Annotated in this window: 3 protein-coding genes (1 of these 3 cut by a window edge); all 3 read right to left on the bottom strand. The window is 76.3% G+C overall.

What is annotated here, in order from left to right:
- Tightly spaced (each overlapping or abutting the next), the 3 genes in view from ACFV8H_RS28670 to ACFV8H_RS28660 form a layout consistent with a single transcriptional unit that may run on beyond the window.
- Positions 1-4,694, bottom strand: the 5' portion of a protein-coding gene (locus tag ACFV8H_RS28670; protein ID WP_380405583.1) for an SDR family NAD(P)-dependent oxidoreductase. 4,345 nt of this gene lie to the left of the window's left edge; 4,694 of the gene's 9,039 nt are visible here — the first part of the coding sequence; its start codon is at positions 4,692-4,694; its stop codon lies off the left edge, out of view.
- The gene (locus tag ACFV8H_RS28665) at positions 4,691-13,975 is read right to left on the bottom strand and encodes an amino acid adenylation domain-containing protein (protein ID WP_380405580.1); all 9,285 of its coding nucleotides are present in this window, start codon (positions 13,973-13,975) and stop codon (positions 4,691-4,693) included. Before ACFV8H_RS28665 ends, ACFV8H_RS28670 begins: the two co-directional genes overlap by 4 nt.
- On the bottom strand, positions 13,972-15,174 hold the full coding sequence (locus tag ACFV8H_RS28660; RefSeq protein WP_380405577.1) for an SRPBCC family protein: 1,203 nt from the start codon (positions 15,172-15,174) through the stop codon (positions 13,972-13,974). Before ACFV8H_RS28660 ends, ACFV8H_RS28665 begins: the two co-directional genes overlap by 4 nt.

Raw genomic sequence — 15,174 nt, 5'->3', positions numbered from 1 at the left:
ATGGTCCGCCCGCCGTGGCGGAAGGTGGCCGCGCCGGTGCGTGCCGGGTCGTCCAGGTCGCTGCCGAGCGGGCCCTCGCCGGTGCCCCGGCCGAGGAAGGCCGCCCGGTGCAGCAGGTGGGCCCGGTGCAGGGCGAGCGCCAGCGGCAGCGCGCCGGGCACGGTCGGTTCGCCGAAGACCCGGTGGGCGCGGGTCAGCCGGCGGGCGGTCTCGGCCGGGGCCCGGAAGGGGTAGGGCGGCAGGTCGGTGCGGCGGGCGGGCGCGCCCTGGTGGACGGCGCGCCAGTCGACGGTTCCGCCGCTGACGTGGTGCAGGGCCAGCGCGGTGCCGAGCCGCTGCTCGGGCAGGGGCAGCCGGGCCCGCAGGCGCTCGGCGCTCACGGTGGTGAATCCCGCGACCAGGTCGAGGAAGTCGTCGTCGGCGGGTGTCGCGGCGCCGTCCAGGGGCGCGTCGCCACGCAAGGCCGGCGCCTGCCCGTCGCGCAGGTGGCGGGCCAGCCCGGCGGCCAGCTCTCCGGCGGTGGAGCCGAGGACGGCCAGCCGGTGGCGCCGGTGGTCGCGTCCCACGGCGGCCGAGCGGCAGAGCGCGGCGAGGTCGGTCGGGGTGTCGCCGCGCAGCAGGCGGAGCACGTCCGCGGCGCGGTGGGCCAGGGCCTCGGGGGTGTGCCCGGACAGCACGAGCAGGTGCTCGCCGAGTGCCTCGGGTGCCCCGCCCGGGGCGAGGGTCCGGTCGGCGGGCTGCGGGACGTACTCCTCCACCACGAGGTGCGCGTTGGTGCCGCCCATGCCGAAGGCGCTGATCCCGGCCCGGCGCGGCCCTTCCCCGGACCACTCCACCGGCTCGGTCGGGATGACGAACGTCCCGTCGGCCAGGTCGAGTTGGGCGCTCGGGGTGTCGAAGCCGGCCAGCGGCGGGATCTCCCGGTGCCGCAGGCAGAGCAGCACCTTGAGCAGGCCGGCCAGGCCGGCGGCCGGCTCCAGGTGGCCGATGTTGGCCTTGACGGAGCCGAGGTGGCAGGGGGCGCGGCGGGCCGGGTCGGCGCCGAACACGGCGGCCAGCGCGGCCGTCTCGATCGGATCGCCCAGCTGGGTGGCCGTGCCGTGCGCCTCGATCAGGGTGATCTCCGCCGGGGCCACTCCGGCGTCCGCCAGGGCCGCCCGGATCACCTCCGTCTGGGCCTCGCTGCGCGGCACCGGCAGGGCGCCGGCCCGGCCGCCGTGGTTGACGGCCGCACCGCGGATGACGCCCAGGACGCGGTCGCCGTCCCGCTCGGCGTCGGCCAGCGGCTTGAGCATGACGGCCACCGCGCCCTCACCCGGGACGAAGCCGTCGGCCCGGGCGTCGAACGGGCGGGGCAGGCCCTCGGACAGGGCGCCCAGCTGGCTGAGACTGCGGTAGTACCACGGGGTCAGGCCGACGTGGCAGGCCGCGACGATCGCGGCGCCGCAGTGGCCGGCGCGCAGGGCGGCGACCGCCTGCTGGACGGCGACGAGGGCGGAGGAGCAGAGCGTGTCGACGGTCTGCGACGGGCCCCGCAGGTCCAGGGCGTAGGAGATCCGGTTGGCCAGCAGGGCGTTCATGGAGCCGAGCGCGCTGTAGGGGCCGACGCTGTCCAGGCCCTGGGCGTCGCGGTGGTGGGTGTAGGTGGCGCCGACGAACACCCCGATGTCGCGGCGGTCGGCCAGGCCGCTCTCGTCGCGCACCGCCCAGGCGTGCTCCAGCAGCAGCTTCTGCTGGACGTCCAGCTCCTCGGCCTCGCGGACGGAGACGCCGAAGAACGCCGGGTCGAAGCGGTCGATGCCGGTGAGGAAGGCTCCGGTGCGGCAGTAGGTGCCGGTCTGGCGCGGGGCGCGCGGGCCGAAGTGGGCGTCGATGTCCCAGCGGTCGGCGGGGATCTCGGTGAAGGCGTGGCCGCCGGCCCGCAGCAGGGCCCACAGGCCGTCCGGGTCGGTGGCGCCGGGCAGGTCGCCGGAGGCGGCGACCACGGCGATGTCCCCGGGGCGGTCGACGGGGCGGGCGGCGGGCGACGCCTCGGCCGTTTCCAGGACGGGAGCGGCAGCGGGAGCCGGTCCGGGGTCCGGCGCCGGGTCCGGCCCGGGGTCAGGATCGGCGGTCGGCGCGGTCGGCGCGGGCAGCGCCTCGGCCGCCCCGTACCGCTCGGTCAGCGCCTGCGCCAGCTCGGCGAAGCCGCCGTACTCCAGGAACAGGGTGGCGGGCAGGTGGATCCCCCACCGGCGGGACAGCTCCTCCGAGAGCTCGACGCTCGTGATGGAGCTCATCCCGTAGTCCGACAGCGGCGCGTCGCGGTCGAGGCGGGCCAGGCCGAGGCGCTCCGTCAGGAAGCCCTCCAGGGCCTGTTCGACGCGCTCGGGGCCGGCGCCTCCGGCGTGCAGCGCGGCGGGCGCGCGCAGCTCGTCGGCGGGTTCGGCACCCGGCAGCCGCGCGCCCGGGGGCTCGTCCTCGGGGAGGACCACCGAGGCGTCGGGGTGGGCGATGACGACCTGCCGGGTGTCCTCGCCCAGCACCGCCAGCAGGGCGTCCAGGGCCTCGGCGGTGCCCAGCGGCCGGACGCCGCGCCGGCGCAGCTGGTCGGCGACGGCGGTACCCATGCCGACCTCGCCCCACAGGCCCCAGTCGACGCTCAGCCAGGGCCGGCCGTGCGCATGGGCGAAGGCGTCCAGGTAGGCGTTGGCGGCGGCGTACCCGGCCTGGCCGAGGTTGCCGAAGGTCCCGGAGACCGAGGCGAACAGCACGGCGAAGTCCAGGTCCGTCCCGGCGAGGGCGGCGGCGAGCTCGTGGACGCCGTCCACCTTGGGCCGCAGCACCGCGGCGAGGTCGGCGGGCGTGGCGGAGCGGATCAGGCCGTCCTTGAGGGTGCCGGCGGCGTGCACGACGCCGTGCAGTTCGCCGAACTCCGCACGGATCCGGTCGACGACGGCGCCGAGTTCGCCCGGGGCGGTGATGTCGGCCGCGTACGAGACGACCGTGCAGCCGGGGAGGTCGGCGGCGGGGGCACCGGCGCCGCCGGAGCGGCTGACCAGCGCGACCAGGCCGGCGCCCTCCCGGGCGAGGCGGGCGGCCAGCTCGCGGCCCAGCCCGCCGTGCCCGCCCAGCAGCAGGTAGCGGCCGCCGGGCCGGACCGGCCGCCCGCCCGGACGGGCCGGGCGGGTGCGCACCCGCACCGGTTCGTGGCGCACGCCCCGCCGGTAGGCGACCTCGGTGGGGCCGTCGCCGAGCTCGCCCGCCAGCGCCTCGGCGGAGGCGCCGTCCAGGTCGATCAGGCGCGGGCGCAGCCCCGGGTACTCGATCGCGGCGGTGCGCACCAGGCCCCAGAGCGCGGCGCGGGCGGGCACCGGGACGTCGCCGTCCACGACCGGCTGGCCGGAGGCGGTCACCGCGAAGAAGCGGGCGTTCCGCTGGCGTTCGCCGAGGGTCCTGAGCGCGGCCAGGCAGCCGTGCAGGCCCTGGTCGAGTTCGGCCTGCCGCTCGCGCGCGGGCCCGGTGTTCCACAGGTGCACGACCCCGGCCACCGGCTCGCCCAGCGACTCCCACAGCCGGCGGAAGGACTCCTCGTCGGCGGCGGGCAGCAGGACGCGGTCGGATCCGCCGGTGGCGGTGTCCGTACCGAGGACGGCCTCCACCACGCGGGCGCCCTCCGCCCGCAGTCGGCGGGCGGTGCGCCCGGCGGGGTCGTCCCCGGCGGCGCCGTGGTGCAGCAGCACCCAGGTGCCCTCGGCCGGCTCGCGGACCGGGCCGGGTGCCTCGCCCGGGCCGGGCGCCTGGCGCCAGCGGATCCGGGAGAGCGGGTGGGCGGGGCCCGCCGCCCGCCCGGTGGTGCGGCGCATCCGCAGGCCGGTGAACTCGACGACGACCTCGCCGGAGGGGCCGAGCAGCAGGGCGTCCGCCGTCGCGTAGGCGCCCTCGTCGCCGGTGCGGCGCACCAGCACGGTCGCGCCGCCCGTCCCTCCGGACAGTTCGGCGTGCACGGCGATCCGGGCGATGCCGATCGGCAGCACGGGCCGCGGGCCGTCGGCGAGGTCCTGGAGCGCGCAGGCGGCGGCCTGGAACACGCCGTCCACCAGCAGCGGGTGGGCGTGCCAGGGCAGCGGTTCGGCGTCGGTGGCCAGCACGGCGCGGGCCGTGCCGTCGCCGACGGCGAGCTCCCGGACGGTGCGGAAGTCGGGCCCGTAGGCGAGGCCCTCGCGCGCCCAGCCCCGGTACAGCTCGGCCGGGTCGACCGCGCGGGGCGCGGTGACCTGCCAGGCCGTCGGGCCGGAGTTCCCGGCGCCGAGCAGGCGCCCGGTGCCGGTGGACAGGGCCTTGCGCTCGCCCGCCAGGACGGTGCTCAGCTCGAAGCCGGTCCGGTCGGTGCCGGTGCCGGTGCGGCGTACGTCGAGGCGCACGGCGGCCGAGGCGTCCTCGGCGAGGGTGAGCGGGCGCAGGAAGGCCACGTCGGTGAGCTCCGACGGTGCGAAGGGGCGCAGCCCGGCGATGCCCGCCAGGGCCATCTCCAGCTGCACGGCGGCCGGCAGCAGGCCGAGGCCGTCGGCGCGGTGCTGGGCGATGAGGGGCTCGCGCCCGGCGAAGGTCTTCTCGTAGGTCTCGCGCGTCCCGTGGACGTCGTTCGTCCCGTGCGTCCCTCGGGTGTCGTGCGTCCCGTGGGTCGCGTGGGTGTCGGCTCGATGCGTCGTCACTGGCCCTCGTTCCCGTTCTCGTAACGGCGGTCGAACAGCGGGTGGCCGACGGCGCTCGCCGCGAGGCGGCGGGCGGGGGGCGCGGTCAGCTCCTGCCGGTGGAAGGGGTAGCCGGGGATGGTGGTGGTGCGCCGGTCCCGGCCGGCGTGCAGGGCGCTCCAGTCCAGGTCGGCGCCGGTGCGGTTGTGGTGGGTGGCCAGGGCCGCGTGCAGCTGGGCCTGGTCGTCGCGGTCGCGGTGGAGGGTGGGGATCCAGGCCGGGTGCGGTTCGGCGAGGACGGTCCGGGCCAGCGGCAGCAGCTGGGGGTGCGGGCCGACCTCCCAGACGGTGTCCGGGGCGCCCTCGCCGAGTACGGCGAGGGCCTGGGCGAAGCGCACGGGCTCGCGGATCGCCGCCGCCCAGTGCTCGGGGTCGGTGGCGGTGGTGTCGGTGTGCCAGCGGCCGGTGAGGGTGGAGGCGAACGGGAGGGCCGGTGCCTTGAGCGGCGTCCGCGCGACGGCCTCCGCGAACGGGCGGACGGCCGGCTCCATCGCGGCGGAGTGGAAGGCGTGGCCGACGGCGAGCCGCTGGGTGCGGTGCGGGGTCCGCTCGCAGTACCGCGCGACGGCCTCGGCCGGGCCGGTGACCGTGTGCACCCGCGGCGCGTTGTACGCCGCGATCTCGACGCCGGGGTGGGCCCGCAGCTCCTCGACGAGGGTGTCCGCGTCGGTGTGGACGACGGTCATCGCCCCGCCCGCGCCGTGGCACTCCTGCATCAGGGCGCCGCGCAGCGCGGTGAGCCGCAGCAGGTCGGGCAGGTCGAGGGCGCCGGCGGCCCAGCCCGCGGTGAGTTCGCCGAGGCTGTGGCCCGCGACCACGTCGGGGTGCACGCCCGTTCCGGCGAGCAGCCGGACCAGGGCGACCTGGACGCTGACGATGGCGGGCTGCGCGTAGCGGGTCTCGTCCAGCAGGTGCCGGGCGTCGCCGTGGAGCAGGTCGGGCAGCGGGACGTCGAGGTGCGGGCGCAGCAGGTCGGCGCATTCGTGCAGCGCGTCGCGGAAGGCCGGTTCGGTGGCGAGCAGGCCGCTCGCCATGGATCGGTACTGCGAGCCCTGGCCGGTGAACAGGAAGGCCGTGGTGGGCCGGCCGGTGGGCCGGACCGCCGGGGTGCGGCCGTCGGCGACCTCGGTGAGGCGCTCGGCCAGTTCGCGGGCGGTGCTGCCGTGCACGGCGACCCGCCAGCGGTGGGCGGCCCGGCCGGTGTTGGCGGTGTAGGCGATGTCGCCGAGTTCGTCGGCGGTCGCGGAGCCCAGGCGGTCGGCGTAGGCGGCGGCCAGGGTGCGGACGGCGTCCTGGTCGGCGGCCGTCACCCGGATCAGGTGGCTCCGCCGGGCCTCCGGGGTGCGGGCCGGGACGGCCGGCGGTTCCTCCACGATGACGTGGGCGTTGACGCCGCCCATGCCGAAGGCGCTGACCGCCGCCCGGCGCACCCGCCCGCCGCCGCGCGGCCAGTCGAGGGCGCGGTCGGCCAGGTAGAACGGCGAACCCTCGAACTTCACGTGGTCGTTGGGGCGGCGCAGGTGCAGCGAGGGCGGGATCGTGCCGTGCTCCATCGCGAGCAGGACCTTGACCAGGCCGGCCAGTCCGGCGGCCGGCTCCAGGTGCCCGATGTTGGACTTGACCGAGCCGAGCGCGCAGAACTGCGCACGGTCGGTGTACCGCCGCCAGGCCCGGGTGAGCCCCTCGACCTCGATCGGGTCGCCCAGGCCGGTTCCGGTGCCGTGGGCCTCCATCAGGTCGATCGTGTCCGGGGACACGCCCGCGTCCCGCAGCGCCGCCAGCACCACGTCCTCCTGGGCGCCGCTGCTCGGCACCGTCAGGCCGCTGGTGCGGCCGCCGTGGTTGACGGCACTGCCGCGGATGACGCCCCGGATCCGGTCGCCGTCGCGCAGCGCCGCCGTCAGCGGTTTCAGCACCACCGACACCACGCCCTCGCCCGGCACGAAGCCGTCGGCGGCCGCGTCGAACGGCCGGATCGCGTCCGAGGGCGAGAACGACCGTAGCCGGGAGCCCAGTTGGAAGTACTGCGGCGACATGCCCAGGTGCACCCCGGCGACGATGGCCTGCTCGCACTCGCCCGAGCGCAGCGAGCGCACGGCGGTGTGCAGGGCGACCAGCGAGGAGGAGCACAGGGTGTCGATCGTCATGCTCGGACCGCGCAGGTCCAGGAAGTGGCTCAGCCGGTTGGCCAGGATCGCGTTGTGGTTGCCCAGCCCGGCGGCCGTCTCGACGACCTCGCCGACGACCATGTCCCGGTAGTGCTGGTAGCTGGCCCCCACGAACACGCCGGTGGAGGTCTGCTCCCGGCCGGCCGGGCCGGCGTCCTCCAGGGCGCGCCAGGCCGACTGGATCAGGTGGCGCTGCTGGGGGTCGATCCACTGGGCCTCGGCGGGCGAGAGCCGGAAGAACCCGGCGTCGAAGTCGGTCAGGCCGTCGACGAAGCCGGCCCGCCGCAGGTACACGGTGCCGGGCTCGCCCTCGGTGCCGTAGTACGCGTCGATGTCCCAGCGGGAGGCGGGCACTTCGCGCAGGCAGTCCTGGCCGTCGGTCAGGACGCGCCAGAGCTCGGCGGGGTTCGCGGCGTTCGGGAAGACGCCGTCGACGCCGATGACGGCGATGTCGTGGCGCTCGTCGTCGTGGCGGGGGCCCTCGTCACGGGGACCGTCGTCCTGGTGATCCTCACGTCGAGCGGCAGTAGCCGCGGGGGTCACGGGGACCTCCGTGGCCGCCGGGGCCTCGGTGCGCTCCGGCGGGGCAGCGGGGGCCGGCTCGGCCGGGCCGTCGGTGACGCCGTACTCCTCGCGCAGCGCGGCGGACAGCCGGTCGACCGTGCCGACCTCCAGCAGCAGCGTGATCGGGATGTCCACGTCCAGCCGGGACCGGATGTCCTGGGCCAGCGAGACGGCCAGGACCGAGTCGAGCCCCAACTCCTGGAGCGGCCGGTCGCCTTCGAGGGTGTCGGCGTCCAGCTCCAGGGCGGACGCCACCCACTGGGCGAGCGTGGCCCGGAGGGCGCCCCCGGTCCGCCGGGGCGAGGGCGGCGGTGCGGTGGGCCGGGTGCCGCCGGTGGGCGCGGTCGCGGATGCGCCGTGGGCGGTCTCCCGCCGCAGGTCGGGCTCGGGCGCCGGCCCCGGCGGGGTCGGCGAGATCCGCTTCCAGGTGACCCCGCGGGCCTCCAGCACGGGCTGGTCGCCGTCCAGGATCACCAGGCTCGCACTGAGCAGCCCGGCGTCGGGGCCGGCCTCCCGGTCGCGCCGGGCGTGCACCCGGGCGGTGGCGGGCAGCGGGCCGCGGACGGTGAGCCGCTCGACGGCGAAGGGGACGTACAGTCCCCGCGCGCCGCAGGCGGCGAGCGCGACCTGGAAGGCGCCGTCGAGCAGCCGGGCGTCCAGCGGCCCGTACGGCCGGTCGTCGGCGCGGAGGGTGCCGACGGCCTGTCCGGGGGTGGTGGACAGCGCGGTGACGGTGCGGTAGCCGGGGCCGTAGTGCAGCCCGGCCTGTTCGTGGGCCCGGTACATCGCGTCGAGGTCCACGGGTGCCAGGCCGTTGGCGGCGGGCGGGGCGAGGGGGGACGGCGCCTCGGCGGCGGTCACCTCGCCGTCGCAGACCAGTGCCCCGGCGGCGTTGCGGAACCGGACGGAGGGTCCGTCCTGCTCGGCCGTGAGGGTGTCGGCGCCTTCGACGGGCATCCGGAAGGTCAGGTCGCGCAGGGTGAAGCCGTCCCGGCCGAGGAGTTCGGCGACCCGGCCGGGGTACGCGGCGCCGGGCAGGGTCGGCCGCCCGAGCACGAGGTGCTCGGCGGCCTCCGGCTGCCCGTCCCAGCGGCGGACGGACGGACCGGCCGGCACGGGTGCGGGCGCGGCAACGGGGACCGCTGCGGCCACGGGGGCGGCGGCCGGGGCCGGCCACAGGAAGCGCTCCTCGTGCGGTGCGGTCGGGAACCGCACGCCCGCCCGGCCCGGGCCGGCGGACAGGTCCACCCCGGTGACGAACTGCCGTGCGGCGTCGTCGAGTTGCGCCCTGGAGGCGCCGGGGGCGAGCGGCTCCCGGCCGGGCCTGGCCGTGCCGGAGACCACGCCAGTGTGCAGCGAGCGCGAGGTACCCGCCCCGGCCAGGAACAGCCGGAGCTTGTCGTCGAGCTGCTCCACGCCGTTCACCACGCAGGCGAGTCGGTGCGCCTGGGCCGGGCGGCGCAGGGCGGCCTCGCTCAGCGCGGCCAGCGGCGGGCAGTGCGGGGAGTCCAGCATCAGGACGAGCCGCTCGGCGAGGGTGCGCAGCGCCGCCTCCGACCCGGCCGACAGGACGACCAGCCGGGGCCCGCCGTCCTGCACCGGGGCGGTGTCCGGCGCGGCCTCCAGCACGACGTGCGCGTTCACGCCGCCGAAGCCGAAGCTGCTGACGCCCGCCGCCTTCGGCCCGTCCCACGGCAGCGCCCGGTCGGCGACGACCAGCGGCGAGCCGGCGAAGTCGAACGCCCGGTTCGGGGTGCGGTAGTTGAGCGAGGGCGGGATGGTCGCCGCCTGGAGGGCGAGGACGGTCTTGATCAGGCCGGCGATGCCGGCGGCGGGCTCCAGGTGGCCGAGGTTGGTCTTCACCGATCCGACCGGGAGCGGCCGGGCCGCCTCCCGGCCCCGGCCGAGGACGGCGTGCAGGGCCTCCAGCTCGATCAGGTCGCCCAGCGGGGTGCCGGTGCCGTGCGCCTCGATGTAGCCGATGTCCTCGGCGGTGCGGCCGGCGGCGGCGAGCGCCTTGCGCAGCACCGCCTCCTGGGCGGGCTTGCTGGGCGCGGTGAGGAATCCGGCGCTGCCGCCGGTGTGGTTGACGGCGGTACCGCGGATCACCGCGAGCACCGGGTCCCCGTCGCGCTCGGCGTCGGCGAGCCGCTTGAGGACGACGACGCCGCAGCCCTCGCCCCGTACGTAGCCGTCCGCCGCCTCGTCGAAGGTGCGGCACCGCCCCTGCGGGGACAGCATGCCGGTGCGCGCGTAGGAGCGGGACTTGTCCGGGGTGAGCACCAGGTTGGCCGCGCCGACCACGGCGGCGTCGACGTCGCCCGCGCGCAGGTGCATGGCGGCCTGGTGCAGGGCGACCAGGGAGGAGGAGCAGGCGGTGTCCACCACGATGCTCGGTCCCGACCAGTCGAAGACGTGCGACAGCCGGTTGGCGATCATCGACATGGCGGTGCCGGTGGCCGCGTGCGGGTCGGCGTGGCCGGTGCTGCGGGCGACCAGTTCGGGGAAGTCGCTGGCGATCGTGCCGACGAAGACGCCGGTGTCCGCGCCGAGCGAGGTGTGGTCGTGGCCGCAGCTCTCCAGCGCCTCGGCCGTGACGCTGAGCAGTAGGCGCTGGAGCGGGTCCATCCGCCGGGCCTCGCGGTCGGTGAGGCCGAAGCGCGCGGGGTCGAAGTACTCGACGCCGTCGAGCCAGCCGGTCGGCACGTCGTCGGTGTCGGACCACAGCTCGGCCCAGCCGCGCCGCCCGGCCGGGGCCGGGCCGACGCCCGAGGCGCCGTCCATCAGGTTGCGCCAGAACTCGTCCGGGGTGGCGGCGCCGGGGAAGCGGCAGGCCATGCCGACGACGGCCAGCGCGCCGTCCTCGGCCGGGCGCGGAGCGGGCTGCGGCCGTACGGCGGCGGGCGCCGGGGCCACGGGCGGGGCCTGCTCCCGGGCGACGACCGGGGCCGGTACGGGGGCCGGAACGACCTCGACCTCGACCTCGACCACTGGTACGGCCACGGGTACGGGCGCGGGCACGGTCGGCGCCGGCTCCCCCTCCCCCGCGCCCAGCAGCCGGGCCAGCTTGGCCGGCGTGCCGGTCGCGAAGACGTCCGCCGCACTGATCCGCAGGCCCAGCGCCGTGCTCAGCTGCGCCGCGGCCACCGTGACGCTGGCCGAGTCGCCGCCGAGGTCGAAGAAGTTGTCGTCCGCGGTGAACTCGGTGTGCCCGAGCGTGGCGGCGAAGACCCGGGCGATCCCGCCGGTGCGGTCCTGCACCGCCGGGCGCGTCGGCTCCGCCCCGTCGCCAGCGCGGACGATGTTGTCCCGCTTCGGCTCGGGCAGCCGGGTGCGCGCGACCTTGCCGTTGTCGGTGAGCGGGAGGGCGTCGATGCGCACGTAGGCGTCGGGGACCATGTAGTCCGGCAGCGCGGCGCGCACGAAGGCGTCCAGCCGGGACTTGGTGGCCGTCGCTCCGCCGACCAGGTAGGCCGTCAGGCGCGGTTCGCCGCGCCCCTCGAAGCGGGCGGCGCCGACGACGGCCGCGGTGATGCCGTCGAAGCGCTCCAGCACCCGCTCGATCTCGGCCGGTTCGATCCGGTTGCCGCGCACCTTCACCTGGGCGTCGGCCCGGCCCAGCCACTCGACGGCGCCGTCCGGGTGCAGCCGCACCTCGTCCCCGGTGCGGTACAGGCGTACGCCGCTGGTGGGGTGGACGACGAAGGCGTCCGCCGTGAGGTCCGGGCGGTGGGCGTAGCCGCGGGCGAGCCCGGCGCCGGAGAGGTACAGGGCGCCGGTGCCGCCGGCCGGGACGGGCTCCGAGCGCTCGTCCAGGACGTGCAGGCGGAGGTTCGGCAGGGGTTCGCCGAGCGGCAGCAGGGCGTCGGTGTCGGTGACCCGGTGGCAGGAGACCCAGATGGTGGCCTCGGTGGGGCCGTAGAGGTTCCAGAGTTCCCGGGCGGAGGCGTGCAGCTGCCGGGCGACGCTCGCCGGCAGCGCCTCGCCGCCGGACAGGACGGTGAGCGAGGCGGGCGGGGTCCAGCCGGTCTCCAGCAGCAGGCGCCACAGGCTCGGGGTCGCCTGGGCGACGGTCACCTCGCCGGTCAGTTCGGCCAGCCGGTGCGGGTCGCGCGCGGTCTCGCGGGAGGCGAGGACGACGGTGGCGCCGAGCGTCAGCGGCAGGAGCAGCTCCAGCAGGGAGATGTCGAAGGCCACCGTGGTGTGCGCGAGCACCCGGGCGTCGGCCGGTACGGCCAGGCGGGTGCCGATGCCGGTGAGGAAGTTGGCCAGGGCGCCGTGCTCGACCTCGACGCCCTTGGGGTCGCCGGTGGATCCGCTGGTGAACAGCACGTACGCGAGGTCGCGGCCGCCGACCGGGGCCGGCACGGCCATCGCGGCGCCGTCCGCTTCCGGCACGCGCAGGGCGGCGCCGAGCGACTGCCCGAGGGCGTGGGTGCGGTCGTCGGTGAGGACGAGGTCGCAGCGGGCGACCTCGGTGTAGCGGCGCAGCCGGTCGGCCGGGTAGCCCGGGTCCAGCGGAAGGAAGGCGGCGCCGGCCCGCAGGACGCCGAGCAGGGCGGGCAGCAGGTGGGGGCCGCGTTCGGTCAGGATGCCGACCACCGAGCCGGGTTCGATGCCGTGGTCGTGGAGGCGGGCGGCGATCGCGTCCGCCCAGGCGTCGAGGTGGGCGTAGTCGAGGGTGCGGTCGCCGCAGCGCACGGCGACGGCGCGGGGCCGTTCGGCGACGGCGGCGGCCACCAGGTCGAGCACGGTCGGGCCCTCGGTGGCGTCCGACTCGGCCCCGGTCGCCGGGGCATCGGTGCTCGCACGTGCCGAGGCGTCCTCGGTGCTCCCGCTCGCCGCGGGCGTCCCGTCCTCGCCGTGGAACAGCGCGGCCAGGAAGAGGTCCTCGACCCGCTCGGTGAAGGCCAGCGCCTCCTCGGAGTCCATGGCGGTCTCCCGGACGAACACCGTGGGCGGGCCGTCCTGCACGCACAGCAGCGCGACTTCGGTGTGCGGTTCGGCGGAGGCCTCCTCGCCCGCGCCGCGCTCCAGGACCATGACCCGGGTGAAGGCCGGCTCCCGCTCGCCCAGCGGGCGCCCGGCCAGGCCGAGCCGGGCCTCCAGGTCGGCGGCGTAGCCGCCCTTCTCGGCGGCCCGGTCGAGCTTGCGGCGCAGCGCCGCGGCGGTGTCCTCGGTGTCGAAGCGGACGGGGTGGCGGGCGGTGACGAGTCCGTGGGTGCGCTCGGCGAGGTCCCGCGCGGCGGACGGGGACCAGGCGAAGTCGAAGCCCCCTGGGGCGTCCTGGTCGGCCGGGGCGTCCGTGCGGTCGACGTCCGCGCTCTCGACGTCCGCGCTCTCGGCGTCCGTACGCCCGGCGTCCGTGCGCTCGGCGACCGCGCGCAGGAAGGCGCGGACGACCTCGGCGGTGTCCTCGCGCGAGGCGGGGGTGAACGCCAGCTCGTAGCGGCCGTAGTGGGCCGTGGCGGCGGTGAAGTCCCCGGCGGGCAGCCGGGCCGGGCGCAGGTCCGTCAGGCGGGCGCGCCACCAGGGCTCGTGGGGTCGCAGCTGCTCCTGGGCGGCGGCGAGCGCGGCGAGCAGGTCCTGCGGGGCGGGCGGCACCGGGGCGCCCTCGACGATGCCGAGGCACTGGGCGGCGGCCTGCCCGCTGAGGGCGGTGCCGTCGACGGCGGTGAAGTCGCTGAGCACGAGGTCGGCGTCCGGTCCGGCCAGGGTCAGCGCGGAGGTGGTCACCGAGAGCGCGGTGGTGCCGGTGCGGGCGTCGGCGCGGGGGATCGAGCGGACCTGCCGGGTGAACACCGCGCCCTGCCCGGTGAGGTACACGGGCAGCCCGAGCGGGTTGGGGAAGGAGCCGTAGTCGAGGGCCTTGGCGGTGCGGACGGCCTCGGCGGCGGTGGTTCCGGCGTGGATGACGCCGCCGTCGGCCATCCGGGCGGAGCGGCGGTAGAAGCGGCGTTCGCGGCCGGCCGTGTCGACCGGTTCGGGCAGGGTGCCGGCCACCAGGTGCGGGACGAGGTCGCCGAACAGTTCGATGCCGGTCTCGGCCGTCTCGTAGGTCAGCGACAGGGCGGTGGAGTGCTCGCGGATCGGGAACCAGCGCTCCAGCAGCACGCTTCCGGCGTCGACGGTCTCCGTCATCCGGTGCCAGGTGGCGGCGTGGCGGGTGGCGCCCTCGTACAGCGCCCAGGCCGGGACGTGGCTGCCGGCGTAGCGGGGCAGCGGGCCGTCGTGGAAGTTGACGGCGGCGATCCTGGGCAGCGCGAGCACGTCCGCGGGCAGGATCCGGAAGTTGACGGTGCTGAGCAGGTAGTCGAACGGCCGTCGGGAGAGCAGCTCCCGGAGGTCCCCGCGCGGGTCGAGCAGCGGTATCCGGTGCTCTGCGGCCCAGGCGGCCGCGGCCGGGTCGTCGCTGAGGACGCCCTCGATGTGCACGCCGACGTCGAGGAGCCGGGCGGCGCACGCGGTCAGGACCCGGGTGCCGCCGATGAGGTAGCAGTTCGTCGTCATGCGCGGGCCTCGCCGGCCGGGGCGGCGTCGGAGCTGACGGAAGGAGTTGTCGGGTCCATCTCAGCTGTCTGTTCCGCGACCCAGGCGTCGATCTGGGAGACCACCTCCTCGTCGAGGGAGAGCTGCCCTGGGGCCCAGTGCGGGTTCGCCAGGCCCCGGTGGGTGCGCTCGCACATCGCCCAGTCCTCGTAGTTGGCCTTGTCCCACAGCGCGAAGACGGCCTCGTGGGAGAAGTCCTCCTTGGCGGTCTCGGAGGGGTGGAAGAGCCAGAAGTGCCGGACCAGGCAGGTGCCGGGGCTCTCCGGCCAGACCCACTGCATCATCACGTAGTCGGCGGTGAAGCCGAACAGCAGGTTGGGCAGGATGGTGATCCAGTTGATCCGCTGCCGGTCGGCCTCGGGCACCAGCGGCATCGGTTCGCGGCGGCTGCGGCCGGTCATGGACACGGAGTTGAAGCCGCCGCGGATCGACTGCCAGGCGCCGACGATGTCGCCCCGGAGGTCGTAGGTGCCGGCGTCGTCGAAGTCGGTGATCCGGTGCAGGTCCTTGTGGGCGGTCGGGAAGTGCAGGCTCTCGTTGACGTTGTGCGCGACGAGCTTCCAGTTGGAGGCGACCGGGTAGTCCTTGGCCTCCATGCACTCCAGTTCGTCCAGGTGGTAGACGCGGGCGAACTCGCCGAACTCGCCGAGGGATTCGTCCAGGTCCGGGGCGTCGTCGGAGAAGGCGATGAAGACGACGCCGTGCCGGATCTCGGTGCGGATCGGCAGCAGCCCGTTCTTCTCCTTGGCGAAGAAGTGGTCGAGGTAGGTGCCGTTGAGGCTCTTGAGCGCGCCGTTGCGGTCGTACACCCAGCAGTGGTAGAGGCAGACCAGGCTCTGCCGCTTGCCGGAGGCCTCCTCGACCAGCTTGTAGCCGCGGTGGCGGCAGTAGTTGTGGTAGGCCTGGATGCCGTCGTCGCCGTGCAGCAGCAGGACGGATCCGGTACCGATGTTCAGGGTGCTGAACGCGCCCTTCTCCTTGAGCCGGGAGACGTGGTCCACGGGCAGCCAGCGGCGGCCGTAGATCCGCTCCATCTCCCTGCGGTGCTGCTCCTCGCCGGTGTAGAACTCGTGCGACCGGCCGGTCCCGCCGGTCTCGAAGTACGGTCTCTGCTCGGGCTGTTCGCTGATGAGGTCGTACATGCTGGCGGCGTTGGTCAT

This window comes from Kitasatospora sp. NPDC059827, assembly GCF_042731675.1.
Classification (GTDB): domain Bacteria; phylum Actinomycetota; class Actinomycetes; order Streptomycetales; family Streptomycetaceae; genus Kitasatospora.
This window is presented reverse-complemented; position numbering and strand designations above follow the sequence as displayed.

What these genes read in the sequence shown, in the direction of transcription:
- ACFV8H_RS28665 (WP_380405580.1), bottom strand. Translation starts at nt 13,975, where the DNA reads ATGACGACGAACTGCTACCTCATCGGCGGCACCCGGGTCCTGACCGCG.
- ACFV8H_RS28660 (WP_380405577.1), bottom strand. Translation starts at nt 15,174, where the DNA reads ATGACCAACGCCGCCAGCATGTACGACCTCATCAGCGAACAGCCCGAG.